The organism is Moorena sp. SIO3B2 (assembly GCF_010692525.1).
Taxonomy (GTDB): Bacteria; Cyanobacteriota; Cyanobacteriia; order Cyanobacteriales; family Coleofasciculaceae; genus Moorena; species Moorena producens.
This window is the reverse complement of sequence record NZ_JAAHHE010000930.1, coordinates 1-1,219: the sequence shown is the minus strand read 5'-3', so window position 1 is coordinate 1,219 and position 1,219 is coordinate 1. Positions and strand designations below refer to the sequence as shown.

2 protein-coding genes are annotated in these 1,219 nt (G+C 46.7%); one reads left to right on the top strand and one right to left on the bottom strand.

Features of this window, described 5'->3' with window-relative positions; genetic code table 11:
* Window positions 1–193, bottom strand: a 193-nt coding sequence (locus F6K38_RS42450; protein WP_287360896.1) for a hypothetical protein, incomplete at its 3' end; no start/stop codon positions are given.
* 688 nt (window positions 194–881) lie between these two features.
* On the opposite strand from F6K38_RS42450, the gene F6K38_RS42445 reads away from it, so the two are divergent.
* Window positions 882–1,219 (top strand): bilin-binding protein (locus F6K38_RS42445; protein ID WP_502709678.1); only part of this gene is annotated, 338 nt, incomplete at its 3' end.

The window sequence follows — 1,219 nt, the reverse complement described above, 5'->3', positions numbered from 1 at the left end:
TTGCTGAATCTTCGCGCTGAATAGGAGTAGAGTGGGCATCCTGCCCTCCCGAAAATATCCCTGTTCTGTCGGCGTTGCTGAACCAAGTAATGAATAGGAGTAGAGTGGGCATCTTGCCCGCTCGACCAGATCTCGAACGGGTGCATCTCAATGCATGCTGTTTGACATGGTGGTGCGTTACGGGCAGCAACATAACCCTGACTACGAGGCGAAAAATGAAGCCCCCCCTAACGCACCCTACGCAAAATTTTCAAAAATGAGATGCACCCTCTCGAACGGGCAAGATGCCCATTCTACAGGTGCGACCCAAGGCCGCGAGCAATCCCTCACGGCCTTGGAGGCGCGCACCTACTTTTAAAATCATTCCATTATTAATATCAAGTCCGGTTGAATACTCATAATAAAAGTGTGTCGAAGGCAGAGGGCATTTGGCAGCTATGCTGAAGCAAAGGAGTAAGGTTTCAAGGGTAATGGTTTTTGATCACTAATTATCCCGACATGATATAAGCAACGCCGATAATTGCGCACACTTACGATATCCAGACCAAACCTTTGTCCCCCTGGTCCCCTGGTCCCCTGCTCCCTTGCTCCCCTCCTGTCATAACCATGCAATTTATTAATGGATGGTACCTGATCACAGCTAAGTACATGTAAGTACATCTAATTATTAAGTTTTGTGTATAGCTGCCGAGTCGGTTAACCGACTCCAGTGTGATCGACTGGTGACCTTGTGACAAATATTACAGATTATTACTTTGTTGTTAATAAATGAGACTGCGGTCCCCATTATCCGCTAATCATAATAATCAGCTGGTCAAATTTGATAAATGACAAGCAAGATAGCAAACTAGTTAAGTACCTTTAATTTTAAGGAGATCTCAATGCTTGACGCTTTTTCCAGAGCTGTAGTTACAGCAGATAGCAAAACCGCATGTCTTGGTGCTGCAGACCTGACTGCTCTAAAAGGCTTTATTGCTGATGGTAATAAGCGCCTTGATATAGTAAACATTCTCGCCAGCGAAGCTAGCTGCATCGTTTCCGACGCTGTTTCTGGCATGATCTGCGAAAACACTGGTTTGATTCAAGCTGGTGGTAACTGCTACCCCAACCGCCGCATGGCTGCTTGCTTGCGTGATGGTGAAATCATCCTCCGCTACGTGACCTATGCGATCTTGGCTGGTGATGCTTCTGTACTCAGCGACCGCTGCCTGAATGGTCT